The 22,543-nt window shown below is 60.1% G+C and carries 24 protein-coding genes; 6 read left to right on the top strand and 18 right to left on the bottom strand.

Annotation, left to right across the window (positions count from 1 at the left end; genetic code table 11):
* Positions 1-494 precede the first annotated feature (494 nt).
* Both B0G80_RS44370 and B0G80_RS44365 read left to right on the top strand, forming a co-directional pair.
* Positions 495-839 carry a carboxymuconolactone decarboxylase family protein gene (locus B0G80_RS44370; protein ID WP_116124063.1) on the top strand — a complete coding sequence of 115 codons (345 nt, stop codon included), beginning with the start codon at positions 495-497 and terminating at the stop codon, positions 837-839.
* Positions 840-849: 10 nt separating this feature from the next.
* Complete coding sequence (locus B0G80_RS44365) at positions 850-1,614, top strand: SDR family oxidoreductase (RefSeq protein ID WP_220377541.1); 765 nt, start codon at positions 850-852, stop codon at positions 1,612-1,614.
* Here the strand turns inward: B0G80_RS44365 and gcvA are convergent.
* On the bottom strand, positions 1,605-2,516 hold the full coding sequence (gene gcvA, locus B0G80_RS44360) for a transcriptional regulator GcvA (RefSeq protein WP_116124061.1): 912 nt from the start codon (positions 2,514-2,516) through the stop codon (positions 1,605-1,607). The genes B0G80_RS44365 and gcvA overlap by 10 nt on opposite strands.
* 46 nt (positions 2,517-2,562) lie before the next feature.
* On the opposite strand from gcvA, the gene B0G80_RS44355 reads away from it, so the two are divergent.
* The 4 genes from B0G80_RS44355 (at position 2,563) to B0G80_RS47695 (ending at position 5,459) form a co-directional block, all read left to right on the top strand.
* Positions 2,563-3,336 (top strand): SDR family NAD(P)-dependent oxidoreductase, encoded by a 774-nt coding sequence (locus B0G80_RS44355; RefSeq protein WP_116124060.1) that lies wholly within the window; start codon positions 2,563-2,565, stop codon positions 3,334-3,336.
* Between the two features lie 11 nt (positions 3,337-3,347).
* Complete coding sequence (locus tag B0G80_RS44350; RefSeq protein ID WP_258879287.1) at positions 3,348-3,839, top strand: DUF6130 family protein; 492 nt, start codon at positions 3,348-3,350, stop codon at positions 3,837-3,839.
* A 144-nt stretch (positions 3,840-3,983) separates the two neighbouring features.
* A complete protein-coding gene (locus B0G80_RS44345) occupies positions 3,984-4,898 on the top strand; it encodes a LysR family transcriptional regulator (protein ID WP_116124059.1) in 915 nt (304 codons plus the stop codon).
* A gap of 363 nt (positions 4,899-5,261) precedes the next feature.
* On the top strand, positions 5,262-5,459 hold the full coding sequence (locus tag B0G80_RS47695) for a hypothetical protein (protein ID WP_258879286.1): 198 nt from the start codon (positions 5,262-5,264) through the stop codon (positions 5,457-5,459).
* A gap of 462 nt (positions 5,460-5,921) precedes the next feature.
* On the opposite strand, the gene B0G80_RS44335 is transcribed toward B0G80_RS47695, so the two are convergent.
* From B0G80_RS44335 to B0G80_RS44255, 17 genes are all read right to left on the bottom strand, one after another.
* On the bottom strand, positions 5,922-7,217 hold the full coding sequence (locus tag B0G80_RS44335) for a site-specific integrase (RefSeq protein ID WP_181920234.1): 1,296 nt from the start codon (positions 7,215-7,217) through the stop codon (positions 5,922-5,924).
* On the bottom strand, positions 7,214-7,585 hold the full coding sequence (locus B0G80_RS44330; protein WP_116124058.1) for a hypothetical protein: 372 nt from the start codon (positions 7,583-7,585) through the stop codon (positions 7,214-7,216). The genes B0G80_RS44335 and B0G80_RS44330 overlap by 4 nt, the downstream gene beginning before the upstream one ends.
* Positions 7,586-7,589: 4 nt before the next feature.
* Positions 7,590-8,567: a hypothetical protein gene (locus tag B0G80_RS44325; protein ID WP_147310012.1), complete on the bottom strand. Its 978-nt coding sequence runs from the start codon at positions 8,565-8,567 to the stop codon at positions 7,590-7,592.
* Entirely contained in the window at positions 8,530-10,629 is a 2,100-nt protein-coding gene (locus B0G80_RS44320; RefSeq protein ID WP_116124056.1) for a site-specific integrase, read from the bottom strand. The genes B0G80_RS44325 and B0G80_RS44320 overlap by 38 nt, the downstream gene beginning before the upstream one ends.
* Positions 10,626-10,988: a hypothetical protein gene (locus tag B0G80_RS44315; RefSeq protein ID WP_116124055.1), complete on the bottom strand. Its 363-nt coding sequence runs from the start codon at positions 10,986-10,988 to the stop codon at positions 10,626-10,628. The genes B0G80_RS44320 and B0G80_RS44315 overlap by 4 nt, the downstream gene beginning before the upstream one ends.
* Positions 10,988-12,742: a hypothetical protein gene (locus tag B0G80_RS44310; RefSeq protein ID WP_147310011.1), complete on the bottom strand. Its 1,755-nt coding sequence runs from the start codon at positions 12,740-12,742 to the stop codon at positions 10,988-10,990. The genes B0G80_RS44315 and B0G80_RS44310 overlap by 1 nt, the downstream gene beginning before the upstream one ends.
* A gap of 10 nt (positions 12,743-12,752) precedes the next feature.
* Complete coding sequence (locus tag B0G80_RS44305) at positions 12,753-13,673, bottom strand: hypothetical protein (protein ID WP_258879285.1); 921 nt, start codon at positions 13,671-13,673, stop codon at positions 12,753-12,755.
* Between the two features lie 68 nt (positions 13,674-13,741).
* Positions 13,742-14,125: a hypothetical protein gene (locus tag B0G80_RS44300; protein WP_116124053.1), complete on the bottom strand. Its 384-nt coding sequence runs from the start codon at positions 14,123-14,125 to the stop codon at positions 13,742-13,744.
* 85 nt (positions 14,126-14,210) lie between these two features.
* The gene (locus B0G80_RS44295) at positions 14,211-14,429 is read right to left on the bottom strand and encodes a hypothetical protein (protein WP_116124052.1); all 219 of its coding nucleotides are present in this window, start codon (positions 14,427-14,429) and stop codon (positions 14,211-14,213) included.
* 55 nt (positions 14,430-14,484) lie between these two features.
* Complete coding sequence (locus B0G80_RS44290) at positions 14,485-14,679, bottom strand: hypothetical protein (protein WP_258879284.1); 195 nt, start codon at positions 14,677-14,679, stop codon at positions 14,485-14,487.
* 43 nt (positions 14,680-14,722) lie between these two features.
* Positions 14,723-14,908: a hypothetical protein gene (locus B0G80_RS44285; RefSeq protein WP_116124051.1), complete on the bottom strand. Its 186-nt coding sequence runs from the start codon at positions 14,906-14,908 to the stop codon at positions 14,723-14,725.
* A gap of 79 nt (positions 14,909-14,987) precedes the next feature.
* Positions 14,988-17,309, bottom strand: a complete 2,322-nt coding sequence (locus B0G80_RS44280) for an SMC family ATPase (RefSeq protein WP_116124050.1) — start codon at positions 17,307-17,309, stop codon at positions 14,988-14,990.
* Entirely contained in the window at positions 17,297-17,731 is a 435-nt protein-coding gene (locus B0G80_RS44275) for a hypothetical protein (RefSeq protein WP_258879283.1), read from the bottom strand. The genes B0G80_RS44280 and B0G80_RS44275 overlap by 13 nt, the downstream gene beginning before the upstream one ends.
* Before the next feature lie 380 nt (positions 17,732-18,111).
* Entirely contained in the window at positions 18,112-19,512 is a 1,401-nt protein-coding gene (locus B0G80_RS44270; RefSeq protein ID WP_116124165.1) for a metallophosphatase family protein, read from the bottom strand.
* A gap of 81 nt (positions 19,513-19,593) precedes the next feature.
* Positions 19,594-20,079 (bottom strand): NADAR family protein, encoded by a 486-nt coding sequence (locus B0G80_RS44265; RefSeq protein ID WP_116124048.1) that lies wholly within the window; start codon positions 20,077-20,079, stop codon positions 19,594-19,596.
* 174 nt (positions 20,080-20,253) lie between these two features.
* Complete coding sequence (locus B0G80_RS44260) at positions 20,254-21,696, bottom strand: hypothetical protein (protein ID WP_116124047.1); 1,443 nt, start codon at positions 21,694-21,696, stop codon at positions 20,254-20,256.
* Entirely contained in the window at positions 21,693-21,959 is a 267-nt protein-coding gene (locus B0G80_RS44255; protein WP_116124046.1) for a hypothetical protein, read from the bottom strand. Before B0G80_RS44255 ends, B0G80_RS44260 begins: the two co-directional genes overlap by 4 nt.
* Positions 21,960-22,543 lie beyond the last annotated feature (584 nt).

The raw sequence follows: 22,543 nt of genomic DNA, 5'->3' as shown, positions 1-22,543 counted from the left end.
CCGGAGAACCTTTCCACCTTATCCATGACATGGAGAGCCGCATTCGCGCCGAACTTTCAGCCGATCGCCGACGCATCCGTGTGCGCCCACTGGGTTGCGCAGGCCGAGCGTGAAGCCGCCGCGCCACCACGGGTCACGGCCTGGTTCGCGAGTGGGGATGACCCGTGCCACCCAGGCGCGGCGAGTTTCATGAGAGCGGGGCCGGTTGACCCGTGGCCATGATGTCGCGGCCGGATGGGCTCTACAAGAGACTATGCGTGGTTTATGTATGCCCCCCCCGGCGGGCGTGCAGTGTTGCGAGAACTTAAGCATCGTCGTCCGGCGAACGCCCCACGACTTGAGCCGACTCTCGAATGTCCGCCGTGGCGCGGTCGAACGACGAAAGATGGCCGGCAAAGATTCTCTTTACGTGAGGCAAATCTAATCTCGGTTGTCGAGGCATTGGGTAGCCGCAGATACTCACCACACCGACAACCACCTGAAGGAATCGAATCATGATGAACGATTGGACGGCACAACGCACGGCACTCCTGGGCCGTGTCGGCGAATTTGCGAAGCTGAGCCCAGACGTCGTGCGCGGCATCGGGACGATGGATGCGGCAGCCACCAAGACCGGCAGGCTTGAACCGAAAATCCATGAACTGATCGCCCTGGCCGTGGCAGTGACTACGCGCTGTGACGGCTGTATTGCGGTGCATACCAAGCACGCTGTCGACAAGGGCGCAACGCGCGAAGAGATCGCCGAAGCGCTGGGTGTGGCCATTGCTCTCAATGCCGGCGCAGCCATGACTTACACCGCGCGCGTGCTCGATGCACACGAAGCGCTGACCAATGTTTAATCGGGAGTTAATCATGTTGATGAATAAAACCGCACTCATCACTGGCGGTAGCTCGGGCATCGGCCTGGCGACGGCAAAGCTGTTCCTTGAAAACGGCGCGCGCGTTGCGATCACCGGCCGCGATGCTGCGTCGCTGAAAGAGGCACGCGATGCCCTTGATGGCGACGTGCTGACGCTAGAAGCAGACGTGCGCTCGAGCGAAGATCTGCAGCGCATGGCTGCCACGGTCAGGGAGCATTTCGACGGCCTGGATATCCTCTTCGCCAATGCCGGCGTCGCCTTCGTCACGCCGCTGGGCAAGACCACGGAAGAGCAGTTTGACAAACTGATGGACATCAACGTGAAGGGCACCTTCTTCACCATCCAGGCCGTGGAGCCCATTATGCGCGAAGGCGGCTCGATCATCCTCAACACCGCCTGGCTGAACCAGGTCGGCGCACCGGGACGTGGCGCGCTGTCGGCGTCGAAGGCGGCAGTACGCTCCTTGGCCCGCACGCTGTCCGCTGAACTGCTGCCCCGCCGCATTCGCGTAAACGCCGTCAGCCCAGGCCTGATTGAAACGCCTATCCTGCGCGGTGTCGGCCAGTCCGAGCATCCAGGCCAAAGCGACGCTGAATTCAAGGCCTACATTCAGGGCGCCGTGGACATGATTCCAATCGGCCGTCTTGGCAACGCCGAAGAAATCGCAGGCGCGGTGCTCTTCCTGGCCGGTGACGGATCCAGCTACATGCTGGGTTCCGAGCTGGTGGTGGACGGTGGCTTCGGTCAGCTCTGAAGCGCCGCTTCAGCCATCAGCCAATCTCGGAAAGTCTGCACTTTCGACAGGCTATCCGACTCAGGCCGAAACACAATGTAGTAACCCAGTTTCAGTGAGCTGCGTTGCTCACCGAATGGCTTGATCAAACGGCCAGCAGCAAGGTCGTCGTGCGCCATGACGCTTCGCGCCAGCGCGACGCCTTGCCCATCCATCGCAGCCTGCAAGACCGCTGCGGAGTTATTGATGCGCAGGCCGTTTTCGGCATGAATGCCCGTGTAACCGAACTCGGACAACCAGTGTTGCCAGCCCGGGAAATCGGAAATCGCCGTCACATCATGGAGGAGAGTCGCTTGGGATAGCGCTTCAATGGATAGTTTCCCATCCACCAGCAGCGGGAAGTTCGGCGAGCACACGGGAAAGAGCGACTCGCCCATCAGGTGAACCGCCGTGAGCCCGGGCCACTTGCCCGCGCCGTAGCGGACGCCGATGTCGATCCGCTCGACGACGAAATCGACAGTGCGCCAGTTGGTGTTCAGGTAGACGTTCAGATTCGGGTTCGCATGCCGGAAGTGTTCAAGGCGCGGCAAAAGCCATTTGGAAGCAAACGCAGGACTGACGGCGACGGTCAGTTCGGCATGGGCGGTTTCGTCCCGCAACCGTGCCAGTCCAAGGCTTAAGCGCGCAAGGCCTTCCTGGATATCGGGCAGTGCGGCGCGCGCGGCATCGGTAAGGATCAGGCGCGACGATCCGCTGGCAGCGCGATCGAAGAGGGAGATGCCCAGCCACGATTCGAGGCTGCGCACCTGCTGCCCGACCGCTGCAGCAGTGACGTTCAGCTCTGCAGCGGCGCCAGCGAAGCTCTGATGCCGCGCGGCGGCTTCAAAGGCTTTCAAGGCATTCAGGTAGGCGGGGCTTGTCATCTTTCACAACTAACTCATCATCAACATACCGTAACTTCACACTATCATGAAAAAATTTTTGAACAAGGTTGCCGTGGTTACCGGCGGCAGCTCCGGCATCGGCAAGGAAGTGGCCAAACGCCTCGCGGAAGCAGGCGCGAAAGTCGTCATCACGAGTCGCGATGCTGGGAAACTTGAGCAAGCGGCAAACGACATCGATTCCAACTGCGAGCATGTGCGCCTGTTCGCTGGCGACATCGCCCTGCCCTCCACCGCACACGCAATCGTGGACCTGGCAGCACGCGAATTCGGCGGAATCGACATCCTGTTCAACAATGCAGGCGTGTTCCGTCCAAAGTCTTTCCTTGAAGTCGATGGAACGGAATATGACTGGTTTCTCGACACCATCCTCAAGGGGAAATTCTTCATGGCTCAGGCAGCCGCCAAGGCCATGCAGAAGCGTGGCGGCGGCGTCATTGTGCAAACGGGATCGTTCTGGGCCAACCAGGCTGTGGGCGCAACGCCTTCCGCTGCCTACTCAGCCGCCAACGCCGGCGTTCATGCATTGACACGCAACCTTGCCATCGAACTGGCGCCGTCGAAGATCCGTGTCAACACTGTCGCACCGGCCGTCGTAGAGACGCCGATCTTCGGCACCTTTATGAACCCTGCGCAGGTCAAGGACGTTCTGCCAACCTTCAATGCTTTTCACCCGCTGGGCCGCAATGGCCAGCCGGGCGATATCGCAGACGCTGTCCTGTTCCTCGCCTCCGATGAGGCTTCGTGGATCACGGGCGCGGTATTGCCTGTCGATGGTGGTGCATCGGCTGGCCGACAATAGAGGAGCAAATCATGGATATCAAACACTTGATGGTGGCAACCGCCACCGTACTTTCCGTCCCGCCATTCACGGCCAGCGCTGCCGATGTCGCCCCACCGAGCGCGAAGGCGATTCGCGGTGCTTCGACGTATGTGGAAGTTGAAAACGAACCGCCGCCCAAGCTGTTCGTCGATGCGCCGTTGCCGGAAGGATTGGCGATTGGTGTGGTGTGGATTCAATACCGCGTTGAGAACCTGCGCATTGTCCCAGTGTTCGGAGCGGGCGCAACCAAGGTATCGCCACGCGTCGGCCATCTGCATATCACTGTAGATAACCTGCCGTGGTGGTGGGCTGATGCAAGTGACAATAACACGATCGACATTGCGGGTCTGCCTGCCGGCGAGCACACTGTGCGGATCGAACTGGTCAACGCGAACCATAAGATCTACGAAACCAAGTATGTTAAGTTCAATTTGCCCGTAGCCCTACAGCACGAATTTCACGACCAGGAGCATGCACACTAAAAGTCGCATGTTTCACAGCCGGTCGGACCGCACAGGCAGCGCGATCGGTACGTGGGTTGACCCTTCGTTACGGAACGGCTGCGGCAGCACATGGAACCACGGCCGACGCGCTGCGCCGGTAGTGATGCGGTTAAGGTGTAGAACATGCCTGATCTGAACGACGTCGCTCTATTCGTCAATGTGGTTCGCGCCGGCAGTTTCGCCGAGGCGGCGCGGCGTCTGGGTATCCCCTGCAATACCGCCAGCAGGCATATTCGGCAATTGGAAGAGGGGCTCGGGCTGCGACTGATGCAACGTTCGACGCGGCGCCTGTCGCTTACGGAAGCCGGCGAGACCTTCTACGCTCGCTGTGCTGACCAGATTGAGGCCCTGGCCCAGGCCGCCGACGAGCTGGCTGACAAGACCGGTCATCCCCGCGGTCGAGTCCGAGTTGCTGCTCCCGCCGACCTATTCAATCTGATGAATGGCATCGCCTGGGTCGCAGAGTTCCTTTTGTTATATCCGGATGTCCGTTTGGAGCTCGTATTGAGTGACGTGCGCTCGGACTTGATCGGCGATGCTGTTGACGTTGCAATCCGTATTGGCAAGACGCTGGAACCCACACTCATAGCACGCCCGGTGGGCGTGGGTCCCCGTTTTACGTTGGTGGCAAGTCCAGCCTATCTCGCCCTGCGTGGCAGCCCTGACTCGCTGGATGCGTTAGCAGAACACGATTGCATCACTTGGCCACAGGCTGCTTACCGGACTCTGTGGAACATTGACGGACCTAATGGCGCAACGGAAGTTTACGTGTCGGGACGGTTTCGCGCCGGTACGATGAAAGCACAGCTCGACGCCGCACTAGCCAATCTGGGGATCGCGCTACTGCCTTCCACGGTGACGGTACCATACATAGACGCAGGAGAGTTGACGCAAGTGCTACCTGGCCATAGTACTGAGGGTTTGAGGGTGTATCTGGTCTACTCGAGTCGACGACAATTGCCGGGCGCCGTCAGAGCGTTTATCGAGTTCACGATAAAGGCACTTACTGCGCAGCTAATAGAGGACTTAACGAAATGATGTTCGGACCTGTCGCCGGTACACGATGCCAGTTTCAGGAAAGCTTCCTGGGATACAAGCGAGGTGTTGGAAATTTCGGATGATCCTAAATGATCCACCAAGAACACGAGGCTCTCGCTGCTCGTATCGCCTAGACGGGGCCAAAGCGCGTTCACCAAGGCGTTGCAGATGCGCAGCAGCCGTGCAAGCTACGAGTCATCTAGCGCGGCCCCACGCGCGGAGCGGCGGGCGCATGACCGCGCCTGTCGGCTGGAGTGACACGAGAAGTTCATCGAGCAACCGGCGAGGTGCTATGTCGACGCGCTGCAACACAACAAGCCGGATCTCGCCGGACTCGGCAACGTTTAGGCGAAAATCAGCCGCATGCGCGTCCAGTCGTCGCGTGAAGTCGCGGACCAAGCCGACGTGGTGGAACGCAAGATCGTGGACACCTACCTCCCGCCAGACAAGACCTTCATCGAGGTTCGCGAGATCCTCACGGATGGCTCGATCGACATTCTCGGCAGATTCGGCAATTTGTGCCGCGCGGAATTCGAGTCGCTTCGCACACAACTGTTCTGAACCTCATCGATATCCCGTTTAACGCGGCTTCGGTTCGACGGATGGATTCGCACGATAGCCACTGCCAAGCGCCTACGTCAATGAAATTTTCTGGCTGAGCATGTTATCCATGCCACAGCCGACACCTCTAAGACGCCTGCTTACTTTGGGGTCAGACATGAACGTCGACACGCAAATTCCTTGCGAAGTGACAACCGTTTTCCGTGCGGAGCCGACGGCTGAACGTCCGCTCGATAGGAAGCGACCCAACTTGTAGTCCAACCAATCGCCAGCCGCCTTGCATCAGTATTCGTTTTTTGGAAGGCTGAGAGTGCGCCGGTGGACGGCTGTTGCTACCTCGGCAATCGTTTTCGTTGAGCCACAGCTACAGCGTTTTCCAGTCGGTACGATTTTTTTTGTTGGTCTGGTGTTGGGATCCGTCTTTGCGGGAACCGCTGAAGATTTCTGACGTCGATGTCGCGCTCATCCAAGCTCTCGCTCACCTCTCGCTTCGTATTCGTGGTGCTCCAGCAGCGCATTTAGGCTAGCGTCCACCTGTGCGCGTTTAAGATCGACCAGCAGATCGTCGTGGATGAACCGATTCACCAGATGCACGTAGTATTCGAGCGTAGTTTTGATGTCCTTGTGGCCCATGAGCCTGCGGAGTTCCTCATCCAACGCCGCGTCGTAGACGAAATGCTGTTGGAGGCGCCCCTTCTGTTTGAGCGCTTCATAGACGAAGTAGGTGGCGCAGGAATGCCGAAGCATGCAGGCCGTGAAACGGCGCCCCTTGAATCCAGCTTCAGGCGCTTCCGCAGCGAGCAACGGAATCCTGGCGAACTCGCGGTAAAGCATCTGATAGGTCACAGCGTAGCCCGCCTTGTTAAGAAACAGGACGGAGTTCGGTGGGGAAATCTTCGTGCGCTCCCGATACAACTCCGCACGCTCGCGGCGAAGCGGGATATAGGCGTGACAGATGGTTTCCCACAGCTTCCCCGGAAACTCGATCGAACGCACCCTGCCCTTCGACGCGAACTCGTAATGCAAGGATCGTCGGCCAAGGTCCGGTGGCGCTTCGCCCTCGTCGTAGGGCACGAAGTCGGCGTTGACGCCCTTGCCACGATACGGAAGCTGGAGCAAGTCCTTGGGGCGCACCGCCGTAATGCGAATGATCGTCGCAACAATCGCATACACCGGGTCGTCGAACAGTCCCAGCGCCGCCTCGTAGTCGGACTGTGTGACGAATTTGTCCAACTCGCGGTGATGCAATGCCGGCCGTCCGGTGGGCAGGTTGAAGTTGACCTTCGCGACACTGACGGAGGGCTTGATGTGTCCCAGCAGGTGTTGGTTAGCAGCGAGACGATGCTCAATCTCGTCCCGGTCCACTTCCAGGGAATGCTCGTAGCCATTCCTCTTCGCCCAACTGTAGAAGTCGTAAATCCGATAGGCATAATGCAGCGCCGTATCGTAGGCAATGGTGCTGCCGTCCTCTCGAGGCTGGGCCAGATGGGCCAGATAGGCATCGAAGATGTCTTCGTCGATGGACTGCCAAACTGCGCAGCCGTAGCCTTGGTGGTCTAGCCAGTCGAAGTAGCGCGCCAGGATGTGCGCATAGTTGCGGCTAGTCTCGATGCTCCTGGATTTCCGCTTGGCGACCGCCATCATCCAGCGCGTGGGCTCTTCGAGAAGTCCGTGATCGTTGTCGAAGAAGATGGCAACCCGTGAACGCTTGTAGGCAGGATGACTCGTCAGGCCGTTTGCAAACTGCATTATGCTCATGACGCCGACACCTCATCTGCTGCGAAGGAGGCAATTAATGCCCGCATCTCCTGAATACCTCCCAGCAGGGTGTCCATGCGGGCATTCAGCGCGTCGAGCTGTTTGTCCGCCTCACCGTCGAACTCTGGTGCTGACGGCTCTTCAGCGCCGGGCGCTTTAACGATTCCCCGCTGCCTCAGGTTCGCCTCCATCTTCGCCAGCCGCATCTTGACGGCGGGGGCTTGATACAAGGTGCTCCGAGGGAACTGGCAACCTTCAACCACAGCATGGCGGCTGATCTGGGTGCCCGCCTTGTTGAGGTATTGTCGCCAGTCCCCGGCCTCCTCTCTGGCGGCAAAGAACGCATCGAGCCTTTCGAGCTTTGTCATAGCATCACGCCAGCACGATAGAATTGAAGGCCTCGATCAAGGATACTTCCTCGAACTCTGCCGCGATCTTCTCGATGGCATCCTGCACCTCGATGTGGGCCGCGCCACGGTGCTTTCGGCCGCTGCGGGCAACGCAAGTCGGGCCATCGGCGCGTAGCCGAACGCAATGGATCGGCGCCTTCGTGAGCTTGCGCAGCCGGTCCGCGATAAAACGGCGTTGCTCCGCCGTGTGCGCGGTGCCGTCGACGTAAAGCGTGACCCCGGAAACCCCGGACTTATGCCCGGTGGCCCAGGGGGTTTTCCCGGCCATCGGCAGACCGCACAAGACATAGACCGCGCCGATAGTCTTGGCGACTGGGTCATCTGGTATGACCTCGGCCAGTTGGTCCATGAACGACGCCAGGGTGTCGGCCCAGGAACTTGACGTCGGCAAAGTGATATATCGCTTGGTGGTCAATGCCGCTGGTTCTGCGGGTGCAGCACGCACCTGGTGTTGCAGCATGGCAACCTCCGCCCGGAGCCGCTTGATTTCCTGCTTGTCGTGACCGGCCTCCTTGAGTTGCTTCGCCCTATTGGCCGTTTTGGCCGGCGTCTCGGCGGCCAGCGCCACATAGTACTGGAGCTGATCGACTAGCTTGCGGTAGATCCTCTCCGCGTCCTTCCTGATCGCCTGTATTTCACCTTCGGCGCTCGCCACGCGCTCGTGGAGTTCGGCCGCCTTCCGCTTGACTCTCGACGCCTCGGTGACCTCGATCTCGACGAGCTTTACCCGTAACGATGGTTTGCCTTTGATGACCTCGCGGACCTCCTGCCAATCCGGGTCGGGCAGGTAGAGGGTAGCTCTGGCGACCCCGGCCGCCACCGCCACTTTCTGGACGTTGAGCTTGTCGCCGCGGGAACGCATCGTCCCGATGCACGCATAGACGTGATTCAGAACGTCCCGCTTAGCCATTGGCCACTTTTCTGAGGAAATCGTCTGCATGGTCACTGTCGATCTCGCGCAAGCGAGCAAAGGCGTGCTTGATGACCCGCTCCGAGAAAGCCTTCTGCTGCTCGCCGGCGTACGGATGCGCGACAAGCTTGTGGTGGAACACGATCTCGTTTTCGAGGACTGGGATGTGTTTCTCCGTGAAGACAGCGAAGCGACAGTTCAGGGGATCGCAGGCGTACAGCGTCGGATGCAGTTCGGTCGCTTCCGCGAGGAACCTGTGCCCGCACGGTGAAGGCTCCGCCGCCGCTGGGGTCTTCATGCAGATCGCTAGATTTGTGCGATGAAGGATGGAGATGCCTTGGTCTAGCATCGACTCAACATACTGAACCAGCGTCTCCTTGCCAGCATCCTGCAGCTTGGCCTTGAATATCGCCGATTCTTCGATGGTCTTCCGGGCACGCAGGCCGGCGACACCACCGATCTTGTTATTGAACACGGCCCCAACAACCTCCGTCAAAAGAGCGACGTTTTGGTCGATGATGATTTGCTTGATCTCCGTATGCACGCCCGGAAGGGCGAGGATATACCGCAACGTCATCTTCAGGCTCTTGTGCGAGAACAATTGCCGGATCAGTTCAATGTTGCGCGGGTCTTGGTAGATCAAGTACATCGCCAGCGACTTGCGGAAGCGGTGCGGATGGATCGAGGCATCGATCCCGGTTATGCGGGCGACGCGCTTCACCGCTCGTTCCGGATACGCAAGGTGCGCACGATTGCCGAAGTGATGCCCTGCTACGACGGCGAACAGGTAATCGAGGCCGCCATACATCCGCGCTTCCTGGGACAACGCCTCCAGCAGTTCAATGGCCCTTGCCGTCGGCTCCGGAATGGGAATGACCTTGGCGTCACCCTGGCTGGCATGCGAAGTCTTAAATACGGTGAAGCTCAGCCAGGGACCTTCCGCCGTCCTGCTCACGCAGCCGGAGCGAAGATTCGATACCTCTGACCGGCGCATTCCGGTTGTCGCCAGGATTAGGGTGCAACAGGCGTCCACGAACGAGGCGACGATGTGCATGATCCGGTGCGGATCGAGGTAGTCGGTGCCATCGCTGCGCTTGGTCGTGATGCCGAGCGGCCACCAAGGTATTCCATCCACGAGAGCAGGCGCGTAGGCAGCGAATACTGCCAGTCCGTCCCGCGAATTTACCGATAGGCTATCTTGACGCAACTTCGCCGCCTGCTCGCCCACCACGGACCGAAAAAAAGTCCGGAAGAGCCAAAGGACATCGTCGCCGTAGTCATTGACCCAGCGCAGACAATGGTCCACCACCTCAGCATAGTCGTCGAGTGGAATCGGGCTAAATGGGGTGGATGCGTTGTCGTAGGCTTCCCGATAGCGGCCAACCGTCGCCTTGTCGACGTACTCGTCATGGATGGCATATTGCGGTGGCAACATGCTGGAGACAGAAAGCTTCCTCCAATACCGGAGGGTCCACGCCATCTCCCACTTGGCACCCGGTGTCGGCAGATTCTCGATGAACGCCAGGACAGTCTGGACCGACAGATCGTTGATTGTTCTGAACCCTGTGTCGCCTGGCCCTCCGAGATACAGGAATTCCTCATCGAACAAATGGAATAGTCTTGCCAGTCGTGTCTTGCGCGTCGCCATGGCCCCATAGGAGCGAATCCATACGGAGACCGCGAAATGCGGGACTTGATAGAAGAGCAACGCCTTGGAGATGCGCAACCAATGAACGAAGCGTTGGGTCGTTATGTTGAAGTCAAGCGCATTCACGTAATCAAAGTTCAGCCTAGCGCCCTTGGCCGCGACATGTGGGTAGCACGTAAAGTCCCAGAGGCCATCGCCGAACATGGTTAGAGGAGAAACGGCAATGGAATCCCATTCTTCGACGGGGATGTCGGCCAACGACATGAGCCCGACACGCACATCGTCAGGCCCCTCACTTTCGTCGCCATCACCGAAAACGCCAGCGGCGTCGGCACCGGCTTGCACCAGCAGCGCGTCCTCTTCGGCATCTTCCTGAATCAGCGAGTCTTCAACATCCTTGAGCGCAGCTTCGATGTCTTCATGCGAGACCATCCATTTGGTCATGCGGCACCTCGCATTATGCGCGGCAGAATGTACGCGTCGGTCCTCGCCAAAACCTCGCTCTCAGAGACTTCCTTCCGATTGCTCCAGTTGTCTAGCACCCATTGCCAGCCGGCACGCTCATCCTCGTAATTGATGGCCCACTCCGGCGTCGGAATAATCAAGCGAAGGTCATCGAGGTCATGGATTCGACGCGCGACCCATGGTAATGCTTCCTTGAAGATGATCGCCTTGTCACACATGGAGCAACGGTTGAAGAACCGGCACCGCTCGCCAGCGCCAACGAACTTCTCTGCGCCTGGCCAGGTGGGCGCCAAGGCGTTTGTGCATGCCGCAATGTAGGTCTGGCCGGCAGGGGACATCAGGTGTGTGACCTGATCTTGAGTGAGTTCCAGGGGATCGTCTGCGCGCCCGAGGCGTAGATCCTGCTGCCTACCTGGCTAATGCCTCGCAGGGCTTCCCGCAGTTCTCGCAGTGTCGCGCTCTGTGCAAGCTGCGCGTGGTAGTTGTGGAAGTCTGCGGCATGCCGCTCCTGCAACTTCCTGATCTGCTGATTCTTCAGTTCCGCGGCGCCGGCATCGTCGTCGTAATGGACGGATGTCGTGTCAATGTCGGCATGGCCTTGCAGCCCCTGCATCTGATCAATGGTCAAGCCCTGCTGTCGCCGCTTGGTCTGCACTGTGGTACGCAGGCGACGGGATTCGAGCGCGGGGGTCTTGGCCCCGGTGTTTACCGGGATTTCATGCCGCGCGAGGAATGTGGCGCTGTACAGCGAGATCGCACCGCCTGTGACGGTCGTCAGCATGGTCCCCGTCTTCATCCACAGATTCTTGATCGGCAGGAACTGCCAAAGCTGGCCCGGCAGGAAGTGCGGCGAGGGCGACTGTCGGGAGACCATCTTCTCGACAAACTTTAGTACCCGATAGACGCCGTAGGGCGACTTTTTGTTCGTTCGGTGCGAGACCGCTTTCTCGGTTCGGTGCTTGCTACTGTAGACAATGCAGTATTGCTCATCCATAAGGTCAGGCTCAATATGGCCGTCAAGCGGCAGGCTGAGCGACAGCACGGATTCCAGGTTCCATCCGGTGTTAATCTGCACGAAGAGGATGAATGGATAGAGCGATGCGGCCGAGAAGGTGAAGTGGCTGAAATAGGCGTTCTGGCCGTGGCTCATCTCCTTACCCGGCGGGCCGAAAGACATTGCCCCCATTACCCGGCGCGCGCGCTCATGGGCGGATTGCATCCCCTGGTATCCGGCGCGCCGATCCTCCACGGAGAAGGTCATGGACGCTTCCTCAAGTGGCATGCCAACCGGCCAGGCCGGGTACATCGTGAGCGCCGTGGCCATCGCGCGCCAATCCGACTCAACGGCGGTTAAGAGCGATTTCGCGCGGTACCGGCTTGAGCGAACATTGACCAGTACGCCGTCGTTGTCCACAAACGGCGCGGCTTCGCCAACTTGCGCAGGGAATGTCGACATCTTGCCGATGACGTACTTGATATCCTCCAGGCACGCACCAACCAAGGCATTGAGCGTAGCTCCCGAATAGCTTTCGGATACTTGTTCGGTCGTGCGCGGGCCGGGCGGCCACTCGATCACTGGGCCGACGACGGAAGATCCGCCATGCTTCTTCTGGAGTGAAAAAATGGCGCTACGAAGGTTGCCATAGAGCTTGCGGTTGTTTGCCCGGCCGGGATGCTTTCGGATCAGCCACGCATGGAAAAGGCGCCCGGTGGCATAGCTGAGGTCTGCCGTGCTACTCGGATTGCTCGTCAGCGGCTCGTCGCTATTAAGAAACGCGATGAAGTTTTCGATGCCGAGATGCGACGATTGGTAAGACTGGAACGAGCGGGGCTTCCGCGCGAAGTGCAGGCTGGCGCCGACGAGCAACTGCTGGATCAAAAAGCGATGGCGCGGATATGCATCGGCGAGCGCGGAAAGATCGCGGTCGAAGACTGGCTTCTGAGGATTATGTGTCTCGTACCGCATCACGAGCTCCACCGAGCTAAAGTCTGGCAGGCGATTGCGCGCTTCCCGACGCTCAGCCAGGCTGACGGGATCGTTGGGAAGCGCAGCGGCGGTCAGAGCCGGCTTCGTAGGCGTCTGAACGGTCACAGCGCCCGGTTTAGCGAACGGTCGAGGTCTTTTGGCCATACCAGCTATATAGACACACGATCTTGACAGTACTATTTCCGCGGCCAAAAGAGAGGAAGTAGTCACACATCCAGTGCAGACAGATAACGAAGCGCGAACCGCAGGCAGCACGTTGGCCATCCTCGCCAAGGATCACGCCGCACATTCCATCGTTACCGGCCCGATACAGATCGGAAAGGCGTTCGATAGAGCGCTCGGAGAATGCGCAGGGAAACGGGCGCTTCGACTCGCCGGCAAAAAGCGTCAGCATGGTCCACACGTCGTCCACCGACCAGTCGCGCAGTGGAGAGATTGCCAGCGCGCCCCGCGCATCGCGCACCGGAGCAATGGCGCTCTCACCGCGAGCAAGCATGGCCGCGCCTCGCGATGTACTTTCGGCCGTGCGGTTGCCAAGGACCGTGATGATCTCCCGGTCACCGCGCGCCGTGGACTCGCGCTCGAGCAGCGAGCGTAGTCTCCCTTGAGGGATCAGCTTCCAGTCGATCGCGCAGGCTCTCGTGCGCTTGCCGTTACGCACCCCGTTCTCGGGAGTGCGGACCAGCGTTCCGCGCCCGATCGTCGACACCACAAACTGCATGGCGAGTGACGGCGTAGCGACGTGCGTCGTGACGTCCAGCATCTGGTCCGCGGCAAAGTTATCGATCTCCTCAAGCATCGTTTCAATGTGCCGGGCCAGGCTGACGTTTTCAATTGTGGTATTTGCGGTCGACACATAGTGAGCGGGCTGATGCACATTCTCTGCCTTGACGCGGCGAACGGCTTCGAGCATCAGTATGACCGCACAGGTCGAGTCCTTCCCGCTCGCGGTTCCACACAGGGGATGGCCTGCCTTGATAAGTCCAACGAGCACGGCAATCGCCGCCTCGATCTTTGTCATGATTTCGTCGAACATCGAATGCTCCGTTGTAAACGGAAGCACGCCCCTACGGGAGCGTGATCCCGTAGGGGTATAAATGCAGGCTAGGACGACTCCACGACCCGGATATGCTTCATCCAGGTGACGCCTGACGGAAGACGCCTGATGAGGGCAAGCAGACCTGCGTCATCGTGATTCCGCGCCTCGACAAATGCGTCGTTAAGAATCGCGGCCTGGAGGTAGAACAGAAAAGCGAGCGCTCCGGTGCCATGTTCTTCGGCTACGGTGCCAAGAGTTTCAACTTCGTCCAGAAGCTCACGGACGAAACTCGAAGACAGGCTCGCGCGATGCATCGTCACGATGGCCGCCATCGCCAGATCCGCGGCGGCGCCCAGGTCGTTCTCCGGAATGTCGGCGGCTGCGATTGCGCCGGAATCGGCGAGACACCGCATCACGTCGTCTGAAAAATCAGTGCAAGAGTAAGTCATTTGGCCCGCTCCACAAGAGGATTGCCGGGGCAGGCTCCCCGTCCGGGGGCTTGCCCCGGCGGGTGAGTAAAAGATGCGTCAGAGGTTAGGTCGGCACACAGTCGCCGTGACGCGAGTCGCGTCGCGTGCCCGTGGACACGGCTACTTTCAGTCGCCGGTCGAACGGCGACGCACTCGCGCCAGATGTGCGTGTCGCTCTGTGTGCCGTGGCGGACAAAGCGGCCGCCGACTGCTGCTCCCAGAACAGGCATGCAACGGCAAGCAACGCGCCAATTGCAGCGGCGGTAGTGATCTGCTTTTTCATGAAGGCTCTCCATGCGAAAGGCCCCGACACTCTTTCGAGGTCGAGGCCTTGCGGATCAGGAACAGGTTTTCGGATGCGCGACCGGAAAAACCAGCACGCGACCATCGTTGCAGAGAATGAAGTCGCCCGGCTCTCCTCGCGGCTGCTGGATGACAATCGTCGATACGTGCCTCGACGGCTGAGGCTGGGCTTGCGGTTGAATCGTGCAGGCACACAGCGTCGAACTGCCTGCTGCCAGAAGCAGCATCATCAGGTTTTGCATTTAATGAACCCGGTATGAAAAGGAGAGCCGCTTACGCGGCCCGCGATTCGAGAGAGATGCTGGCGTGGTGCGTTACCCACTTGCCGCCGGCGAGGACGTCACGCAGGAGCGTGCCGTTCAGGACGTAGGTGTGGACAGTGCCCGTGCGTTGCATTGCAGGCCGAACGGCGACGATGACCGCGCCGGTTCGTGCATACATGTCGTACTTCTGTTTCATGGCGGTCCTCGTTGAAAAAATGGCGAGGGGACGCCCCTGTGGGGAGCGATCCCCACAGGGTTGAAAGATAAATTGACGCTCAAACGGCAAGCGCCTCTACGTCGATAACGGCGTCAGCTTCCGCAACCAGGTCCGGCGTTTGCGAGATGAAAAACTCCCGCTCATAGTCGCCCTGCCGCAATACCTCCCGCTTCATCCGCATGAACTGCAGCTTGCGCTGCGGATCCAGCGGACCGTCGGACTCATCGCTGAACAGCGTCTGATACGGCTGACCCGCGTTACTGGCCAGATACAACGCAATGCCGCGCGTCAGGCATTCGTTGATCCAGACCTTCTGGCCACCCGACATCACCGTCACTGCCTTGGTGCTGTCGATATCGGCGTCGTGCACGAGGATTTCAAATCCCTCGCGCAGTTCGCCGCTTGCCAGTGCACGTTGAGTCTGGATCTCGACCGTGAAGCGCATGCCATAACAGGCAAGCAACAGGTCGTTCACCATCTTCGTCAGCGCCGGGCCTGCATCGTCGATCGTCAGGGCAATCACACCTTCATTGCCCAGACCCTTCGCAAGCAGCTTCCAGCTGGCGATCTCATCGGAGATGCGGTTCGCACGCGACTGCGTCGCGTCGAATCCCGCCAGCTCTTTCGCGATGGCCTGCCGCTCGACTTCACGCGTTGCCTGTGAACGGATCAGCGATTCGATCCGCGCATCGGCGGCGGTGATGCCGTCGCGACACTGCGTCAGTTGCCGGTCCAGATCAGCAATGGCAGCGGTCACATCCTCGACACCGAGCCGCGCGACTTCTGCGTCGAGCTCGCTCACCTGCAACGACAGGCTGTCCTGCTGGACCTGTCGTCGCTCGCGAACAGCTTTCGCCTCGGCTTCCACAGCGGTCAGTTCTTCACTGGCCTTGCGAACGCCTTCGGTTGCTGCATCAAGTAATGGCTTGCGCGCAGCAAGATCGACTGCCGCCTGCAGTTCGCCTCGTGTGGCCGATATCTGGTCGGACAGCGTCTTCAGTTCGGCGCGCCGCGTAGCAAGCTGCTGCACTTCGGGCGTCAGACGGTCCACCGCTTCGCGGCTCGTGCGAAACGCAACACGGAGGTTGTTAAGCGAGATGCGCTGCTCGGGAACCTTCGCATTGGCCTCACGCGCCTGGGCAAGCAGAGGGCACGTGTTATGCATCGCGTGACCCGCACAGGGAACGGCAGCAATCACGCTAGCCTGCTGTTCCAGAGACTTGAGCAACGACGCCTTCGACTCACCCTCGGACGTCAGCCCGTTGATGCGCGAAGTGGCCGCGGTCAGTTCAAGCTGCTTGCCTTCCAGTGCCGCGATGGCCTGCTGCATTGGCTCGACACGCGTCTCAAGGGCCGCCAGACGTGCCTGGGCACCATCGCGTGCAGCGGTAGCACCAAGGATGGCATCACGCTGCCCAATCACCGCGTTGTGACCGGCAATCGACTCGCGTAAGGCCGACAGTCGCTGCGCAAAGCGGCGATCGTCAGCCACGCCGTCATTCGCCAGTGCTTGCAGTGACGACGCGATCTGACTGCGTCGTCCGGCCAGCTCCCTCAACCGGGCTTGCGCATCCACGTTCGCAGTCTGTTTCGCAACCAGAACTGCGCGCTGATCGCTCAGTTTGACTGCGCTCGCATTGAGTGCCTCCCGGCTCTCCCGAGCCGCGACGAGTGACTGGACATCTGAAGCGATGGCCTGATCAATCTGCACAACACGGTCGCGCTTCGCCCCGAGGGCAACAAGCTGCTGGTGCGTAGCATCGAGCGCGCGGCCGAGAACCTTCACGACGTCGCCGGCTTTCGCCGACAGCGCGCGCAGATGGTCGATATGCAGAAGCTCCGCGAGCAGCCCCTTGATTTCACTTGCGCCATAGGACGCGAGCGGTCGACGGTTCTGCGCGGAAAAGACGCTGGTGAAAAATGACTCCAGCGAGCCGCATACGGACGCTACACACGCATCGTAGGTTTCGGCTTTCCCGTCTGACACAGTGCCGTCTCCGGTCTGCATCGGTTGCCATGTGCCGCTCGGGTCGCACCATGCAAGGAAATACTCAGCCTTGCCGGTTTTTCCCGGTTTGCGGAATGCAAACGAAGAGCGGTAGTGGACACCGCCGTGCTCCCATTCGAACTCCTTGAACGCTTGCGATCCGTACAGGTGGTCCCAGTACGAGAAACCGTCGACAGAAAGCTTCGTTGCCCGCGAAGGCATGATCCGGTACGGATGCAGGTTATCCATAATTGTGGATTTCCCCGCACCGTTTGGACCCGTCAACGCGATAAGGCCCGCTGGCAGCGACGCGAGATCGAGTGAGACGCTCTCTCGCTTCATGCCGTCGCGCACGCCAATGAAACCCGTCAGGGTGAGCTTCAGTGGGCGCATGAGGCGACCTCCGGATGCGGTGCATCGAAGAGGTAGTCCGACGGCAGCCACGGCACATCGTCCTCGTTGGCGTACATGGTGCCCACGACAGGGTCTGCCGCAGTGCGCGACGCGGCCGACGCCAGTGCCGCAGCCGGCTTTTCAGCGGGCAGCTGCTCGGCGGCAAGCTTCTCTGCCGCCTTCGCTTCAAGCGCGCCCGAGACAGCTTCCTCAACGAGGTCGCAGGTCTGCGCGTAATCGGCGCTTGCCTGCCGCAGCAATGCATCCCAATTGTCATAACCGGTCAGCACGCGGAGCTCGCGGGAGCCCCACTGATTCGCATAACCGCTGTTGAACGACCACAGCAGGTTCTGCATCTGCACGTCCGGCACCAGCGCCAGATCGGCACTGACCGAATCAATGCGTTCGGCGAGTACCAGCAAACGACCCTTCTGCGCGATTACCGCGCCGCGGCTCTCACCGAAGGGCTGATGGAAAATGCCTGCGCTGAATCCGGCGTGGACCGTGAGGACCTTCTGGATGTCGCGAGGCGCACGTGCTGCCGAAAAGTGCCGGACCCATCTGGCGCCGGCGGGATAAAGACCAAACATGAGGACACTCCGAAGAAAAATCGGCGGAGTGCATCCCCTGGGGGATGATTCCCCGCCAGGGTTAAAAGAAAAAAATGGATGCAGCGAACTGCGATCGATGCGTCAGCGACGCGGGTAAATCCTGTTCCGGTAGCACGCGAGCAACGTGTTACCGGAACACGACTCGTGTTCCGCGCGGGAGCGCCTTGCAGGCCGCTCCCGCTACATGGCGGCTATGCCGCGAAAAGATCATCATTGAGCCAGTCCAGCGTTGAAGGCTGAGCGCCGGCAGGCGTCAATGCTGTGCCCGAAGCTGCCAGCGCATCCGGAGTCACCGCAGTGACCGCAGCGGCCGCGGGATGCGACAGCACAGTCGCAAGAGTCTGCGAATCAGACCGCTCACCCGGCTGTGAGTCGATGCGCGCCAGAACGCCGGCTGCAATCGCCTCCACCTCACCCGAGACAAGCAGCTGCAAACGCTCCTGCAGCGGATCGGCATCGACGGCTGCCAACTCAGCCCAACGTGCGAGCTTTCCGTCGACCGTCGTCTCCAGACTGATGCCCTGTGCACGGCTGCGCACGACAGGCAGCACCCGCGATTCGACCTTCAGGCCCGCGGCACCGGCAAACAGTGCCTTGATCGCTTCACGATCCACGCCCTGCCGATGCTCCTCGTCGACCTGCCAGCGCACACGCACGAACTTGTCAGTCGCGTCGGCAGCGATTTCAGCGAGACGCGCCATATCGGGCGGCCCGTCGAAATCGACACAGACCATCTGCCGTGACGGCGTCGCGATGAGCGTTGCTCTCGCCTCACCAGGTCGCACATCCCACGCGAGATAACCCTTCTCGCCCTCTTCGCCGTAATGAAACCGGCCAATCGAGCCGGGATACGCGACCAGTCTTCCCTCACGCGCCCACTGCTGCGCCTTGTGGATATGGCCGAGCATGAACCCATCGCATTCGGCCTCGAAGAGCGCCGTGAGCGAGAACTCATGGTCAAAGCCTGCCATCACCACACCATGCTCGGTCGTGCAGCCATTGACGGTGCCGTGCGAGACACCCACCGTCGGGATACCCGCCGCGCGAAGCTGCGTGTTCACGCGGCCTGCCGCCGCCAGATATGCGGCAAGCACATCGCCCAGTTCCGTACCGGCTGCGAGCGCGCCAACGCTCGCTGCCAGTTGGCCCTTGTTGACCGTCGGAAGGCAAGTGAACACGACTTCGGGCTTCACGCCGATGAAATGGCCCAACTCGTCGTCCGAGAATACCGGGCCCGCCGAGGCCCAGAATCGACCGTCGATGAGCGCGACCTGCGAAACACGATCGGCAATGTGCACCTGATGAGCGCCGCCCATCAATGCAAAGTTGTCGAGCGTGCCCGGAGGTTCGTGAGAGAAGGTGCCTTGCAGCATCAGTACGGGCATCGCGTCAGCGAGCCGGTGCACCTGGGTAGCAAGCGCGTGCAGGGACGGCGCATGAGCGTCGAGCCGATGATCGGTCGAATCGCCGGAAATGACACCCACCTGTGCGCCGCTCGCGATCGCGTCACCCACCGCAAAGCTGAAGCAGCGCTCGGACTCGGCAAGATTGTCCGGCGCGTAATGCAAGTCAGAAAAATGAGCGAGTTTCAAATTCGCCTCCGTAAAAAACACAAAGGCCGCCCGAAGGCAGCCTCATGGATGAACACCCGCGAGGGTGTGAAGAAAGGATGATCAGTTCATAGCGAGCGCATCGCGTACCCGCATCAGCGTGATGCCGAGCAGGTTCTGTCCACGCCATTGCGACCGGTCAGTCAGCCGTGGGTCGCGCTCGCCTATGCCGATGCCCCAGATGAGATCGTAGGGACTGGCTTCGACAAGTTCGGTCGGCGCCGTGGCGAGCAGGATGGACCTGAGCCCCGGGTTCTGCGCGAACTTCTCGCGACATCCCACGAAGACAATCGACTCGCGCTTCGCTTCCCAGATTTTCTGATCAAAGCTGGCCACCTTGCGGCCTATCATCTTCTGGGTCATCGGATCGCGAGTGGCGAGAATCCTTGCAGCCGACTTCTCGTCGCTGAAGAGCTTCGCTTTGGAGAACATCATGAACTGTTCAACGCTCGTGAACGCAACGTCGTGATAGGTGAACTGGCACGGATGCCAGTTGCTGAACACATCGTCCGCGCCAAAAAACGCGGTGAAATTGCCGATCTTGCGCACAGGACGACTCCTTGAAACCAGACAGAAAATGGGCCGCCGGGGCGGGCTCTTTTCGATGCGCAGTTGCGCGGTCGAAAGCATTTGAGCAAACGCGGGCTTGCTGAAATGTTCTCGCAATCGAAACGGGAAGGAAACCAGCCCCGAAGGGCTGGCAAGGATTGAAGGAACGTCGGGTCAGTCGAGAAACGTCGGTTGTCTGGCCGCGACGATCTCTCGATCGAACGCTTCACGGTCGGTCAGTGCCTGCACGAGTCGCTCGTTCATCTGGTCAACGTCCTGCTCGCGCTCGATCCAGCCGCGCCCGAACTTCGTATGGGCGTAGACGCGGAAGTCCTGTTTGCGATCCTCCGCGCTCAGGCCAAGCCGTTGCAGCAGGTCGGACATCCGGTCGCGCTTATCTGCAAGCGTTTCCGTCGATCCGGCAGTCGCCGGCTGTGCGGCAAGCACGTGTTGCAACAACGGACCGGTGGTAGCCGCAGTGCCTTGCCCCGCTACAGGGGACGCGGTGGAAACCGCCGCTGCAGCTTCGGCCGCGCCGCCTTCCGTCGCACCGACAGCCGCACCCGCTTCCGGCTCACCAGACATGTCCATCACGGCACCGTCAGCAACCGCGTTACCGATCGCTGCATCGACTTCGCCGCCGAGCCGCACGACATTGCCGCCTGCTTCGATCAGCGCTACCGCCCGGCTCGCCGTTTCCAGCGCGGAGGGCGCATCATCGGCTGCGTCGAGCAACGCACCGATATCGATGTCTGCATCGAGTACCGTGAGCATCTGGCTCGCTCTCACTGCCTCGCCGTGCTCGTTGATCCGCGTAATGTCGAACTCACGTTTTGTGATCCAGAATCGCGTGCCCGCCAGTTTGCCCCGAGCAAGCTGCACCGTCTGCATCGCCGAGTAGGCCTTCTGCAGAACGTAGATCGAGTTCGTCGGCAACTCAATCAGGCCGAGCCCCTTGATGTCCGGCACCGCGAACACGAAGCTTGCAGACAGATTGCAGTGTCGCGCCTGATACTGCGGGCACTGTTCCGGATCGCAGATGCCGTCCGGAATCGCCTCATCCTGGCGACGGATGACGGTGCGTCCGCCGAAGTGCCGGACCGCACGTTGTGCACGCGGATCGCGCTCGATCTTTGCATACGTCATGCAGTAGCGGATTCCATCGCGCTCATACTGGGAGAAGAACTTCCGACCATTTGTGCCGTATACGGTCATCTGGTTCGGCAGGTTCTGCATCCAGTCATTGAACGCGAACAGTACGGGAAACCGGTAGAGCTTCACACCGTCACCGCGGTCCTCGCCGTAGAGCCGGAGGATTTCGTCGGCCACGTCCGGATTATTGAAGTCCGAGCGGCGGCAGGTGAAATATGCGGTGTTCTTCGGCACGAGCGCGTTTTTAAGATTGCACTTCGATTCAATCACTTTGGCTATCGCATCGAACGGATGGCCTTGAGCGACCATGTCGTTATAGATGCCGATCGCCTGGGCGTTGCCTCGCGCCTTTGCAGTGAGCACCTTGATACCCGGGCGGATATGCCCGATAACGGGCGGCCGCAACGCGCGTTCCTCAACGACGCTGCGAGCAGGGCCATTGACGAGATTGACTACGGCATTCATGAGAGTTTTCTCGCTAGAAAAAAGATGGCCGTGGTGCGCAACTCGCTGGCTGACTGCTCCAGTTCGTGTGCTGCCGCGTCTCCGCGGCGCTCGGCTATGTGGGAAAGAAAAACGCGGCGGTCCGGATCGCTGTACTTCGCGACCTGGGCGACCTCGCAACGCGCCCGCCATGCTGGCGATGCGGTATCTGCAGTGGCGCGCTCCTCGGCAATCGTGTGGCTGATCGCTTCGGCGATGCGCTCATCAAGACGGTCTGGGAGCAAGTAAGACCTCCTATGGACAGGACAACAGGACGAAAAAAAACGCGTCCCTCGGAGTGAGGAACGCGTTTCGGGATTCGATAAAAATGACCTGAGCGCCACAACCCTTCTGGGGTCGTGGCGCTCAGGGAGCCGAGGGCTCATATACGAGGACGTGAGTCGTCCTCGCGCAGCATGGTCACGCTGCGCAACAGCCCATTTTCGGAGAAATGCATTCCGCCGCAGGATCACGGTTCAGTCGACTTCGATCGTTCTACCCAGACGGGCTCTGGAGAGAGAACACCCGATGTCCGGGTCCGAACGATGTCGCGGCGCAAATGAATGCGGCCGGCGACGAGTTTTACGACTGAATGAATGGGGAGCGCGGGCGAGGCGCTCATCAGAAAGAAAATTCCACACCAGTAGCCAACTGGTCGGAGCATGCCTCGGGTAAAGCTGCGGGCACGGCTTGGTACAGAAGATGGACTCCGGGCTGGCCGGGTCATGTCGATGCGTCAGAGACGCGAGAAGTAGAGTCAGTATTGCGCAAAAGCTAGCGCGCGTAACCCCGAAAGGTCGCGAAAACAGCGCAGCTTTTGCCTGGATCA

The sequence above is a fragment of the Paraburkholderia sp. BL6669N2 genome (assembly GCF_003387275.1).
Taxonomy (GTDB): domain Bacteria; phylum Pseudomonadota; class Gammaproteobacteria; order Burkholderiales; family Burkholderiaceae; genus Paraburkholderia.
The sequence above is the reverse complement of the archived record's forward strand: the minus strand, read 5'-3'. Positions and strand labels throughout refer to the sequence as shown.